This window comes from Streptomyces sp. E2N166 (assembly GCF_003671715.1).
GTDB classification, from domain to species: domain Bacteria; phylum Actinomycetota; class Actinomycetes; order Streptomycetales; family Streptomycetaceae; genus Streptomyces; species Streptomyces thinghirensis.
Genome location: NZ_RAIF01000032.1, coordinates 733,014 through 736,213, shown reverse-complemented (window position 1 = coordinate 736,213; position 3,200 = coordinate 733,014). Strand labels below are relative to the sequence as shown.

Annotated in this window: 1 protein-coding gene; it reads right to left on the bottom strand. The window is 75.2% G+C overall.

Annotated features, from left to right (window positions below):
- A partial coding sequence (locus EBH09_RS30335; RefSeq protein ID WP_121750079.1) for an amino acid adenylation domain-containing protein occupies positions 1-3,200 on the bottom strand: 3,200 nt, incomplete at both ends.

Genomic DNA, 3,200 nt, shown 5'->3' with positions numbered 1-3,200 from the left:
GCCGTCACGGGCCGAGAGCACGAAGACCTGCTGGGCCGCGGGCTCTTCGCGGTTGTCCGGCATTCGGGGTTCCTCCAAGACGATGTGCGCTCCCGCTCCGCCGAAGCCGAAGGAGCTGACGCCGCCCCGGCGTGGCAGTTCGGCTCCGTGCGCGTCCCGGGGGCGCGGCCAGGGCCGGGCGGTGCCGGCGACCTCGAAGGGGCCGCCGTCGAGTTCCAGGTAAGGGTTCTGCTCGCGGAAGTGCAGGCTGGCCGGGACGGTGCCGTGCCGCATCGACAGGACCGCCTTGAAGAGTCCGGCGACACCCGCGGCGGCCTCCAGATGGCCGATGTTCGTCTTGACCGAGCCGATGAGGCACGGAGCGGCCCCTTCGGGCGCGTCCTCCCCGGCCCGCAGCCGCCGGAAGGCGCTGCTCAGGCCGGTGGTCTCGATCGGGTCGCCCAGGGCGGTGCCGGTGCCGTGCGCCTCGATGTAGCCGACGGTGTCCGGGTGGACTCCGGCCGCGCGGTAGGCCTCGACCAGCAGGTCGGCCTGGGCGTCGGGGTCGGGGGCGGTGAGCGAGGTGGTCCGGCCGCCGTGGTTGAGGGCGGCGGCCTTGATCACGGCGTGTACGGCGTCACCGTCGCGCTCGGCCCGCTCGTGCGGCTTGAGCAGGACGACGCCCGCGCCCTCGCCGCGCACATAGCCGTCGGCACGGCTGTCGAAGGCCTTGCAGCGGCCGTCGGGGCTGAGCATCTCGCCCTGGCTGAGCGCCTCGTAGACACCCGGCGCCAGGATGAGGCTGACGCCGCCCGCGATGGCCAGGTCGCAGGTGCCGTCGCGCAGTGCGGCGCAGGCCTGGTGGACGGCGGTGAGGGAGCCGGAGCAGGCGGTGTCGACGGCGATGCTGGGACCGCGCAGGTCGAGCAGGTACGACACCCGGTTCGGGACGATCGACAGGGCGGCGCCGGTGAGGGTGTGGCCCTCGGTGGCGCGTCCGGCGGCCCGCTGCACCTCGTGGTAGTCGGAGTTGGTGACGGCGATGAACACGCCGACCCGTTTCCCGGCCAGCTCGGAGGGGCGGTATCCGGCGTCCTCGACGGCCTGCCAGACGGTTTCGAGCAGCAACCGCTGCTGCGGGTCCATCAGTTCGGCCTCTCGGGGCGAGATGCCGAAGAACGCGGCGTCGAACCGGTCCACGTCCGGGGCGAAGCCGCCCCAGCGGGAGAGGGAACGCGGGTGGTCGCGCCAGTCCCAGCGGTCGGCGGGGATCTCGCCGACCAGGTCGTCGCCGGCGGCGAGGTGGTCCCAGAACTCCCCGAGGTCCATGGATCCGGGCAGCCGCCCGGCCATGCCGATGACGGCGACCTCACGGCCGGCGGGGGCTACCGGGGCCCCGGTCCCGGCAGGGGTGCCGGACGTCCAGGATCCGGTGGGGGCCGTCGGCGACTCGGTCCCGGCCGGCGCGGTCCGCTCGGTGGCGGGTGTCCGCGGGGCCGCCCCGAAGTGCTTCGTGAGCGCGGCCGCGTGGTGCTCCCACAGGTGGGCGGCGAGCGCGTGCAGGGTGCCGCGGCGGTAGAAGAGGGTGGGGTACTCGGTGATCCCGTACGCCTTGCGCAGCTCGGCGCTGAGCGCGGTGAAGCCGACGGAGTTCATGCCGGCCTCGCCGAGCGGCGTGTGCGCGCCGATGTCCTCGGGGCGGACGTCCACCAGGGCGGCGACCATGCGCGCCAGCTCGGCGACGAGGACCTCCGTGCGGCCGCCCGCCTCGCCTGCCGGCGCGCCGGAGCGGGCCGCGGTCGGGGATCCGGCGCCGAAGCGGGCGCGCAGGTCGGCCAGGGGCAGCGCGGCCAGCGCCGTGCGGTCGGTCTTCCCGTTCAGGGTGCGCGGGAAGCCGGTCACCCGGACCAGGGCGTCGGGCACCATGTGGTCCGGCAGCCAGGCCGCCAGCCGCTCGCGGTCCGGCTCGGCCGCGTCGTCCTCCAGGACGTAGCAGGCGAGCAGGGTGTGCGAGCCCGCGGACCGTCCGCGGGCCACGACGACGGCCTCGCGGACACCGTCGAGCCGGCGCAGGGTCGCCTCGATCTCCTCCAGCTCTACCCGGTAGCCGCGCACCTTGACCTGGGAGTCGAGGCGGCCGAGGTACTCGATCGTGCCGTCGGCGAGCCGTCGCACGAGGTCGCCCGTGCGGTACATGCGGGCCTCGGCGCGCGCCGCGAACGGGTCGGACAGGAAGCGCTCGGCGGTCAGGTCGGGGCGGCCGAGGTAGCCGTCGGCCACGCCGTCGCCGCCGATGTACAACTCCCCGGCGACGGCGGTGGGGACGGGCCTGCCCGTGCTGTCGAGGACGTGGAGCGCCGTATTGGCGATCGGGGCGCCCAGGGTGATCCGGCCGCCCGGGGTGAGGCGGCTCGCCGCCGACCAGATGGTGGTCTCGGTGGGGCCGTAGAGGTTCCACACCTGTCCGTTGCCCGCGAGGAGCGCCTCGGCCAGGTCGGCGGGCAGCGCCTCGCCGCCGCAGAGCACCTTCAGCGCGGGGTCGCCCGGCCAGCCGGCGGCCAGCAGCATGCTCCAGGTGGCCGGGGTGGCCTGCACGACGGTGGGGCGGGTCCGTTCGAGAGCCTCGCGCAGTCGCAGCCCGTCGCGGGCGTCCTCGGCGGCGAGCACCTCCACGGTGCCGCCGGTGACCAGCGGCAGGTACAGCTCCAGGCCGGAGATGTCGAAGCAGACGGTGGTGAGGGCCAGCAGGGTGTCGCCGGGTCCGAAGCCGGGCTCGCGGGCCATCGACCACAGGAAGTTGGTCAGCGCGCGGTGCGGCACGCGGACGCCCTTGGGTCGGCCGGTGGAGCCGGAGGTGTAGATGACGTACGCGGCGTCGGACGGGTCTGCCGGCCCGGGCGAGGGCAGGGCCGGCGGCTGCTCGGAGGTGTCGACGACCAGCCGGGGCACGGCCGCGAGGCCGACGCCGCAGGCGGAGTGGGTGAGCAGCAGGTGCAGCCCGGCGTCCTCGGCCATGTAGGCGAGCCGGTCCTGCGGGTAGGCGGGGTCGAGCGGTACGTAGGCGGCGCCGGAGGCCTGGACCGCGAGGAGCGCCACCGGCAGGTCCTGGTCGCGCGGAAGCAGTACACCGACGGTCCGGCCGCGGCCCGCGCCGGCGGCGGTGAGCCGGGCGGCGAGGGCGTCCACGCGCTGGACGAGTGCGCGGTACGTCAGTTCGGTGC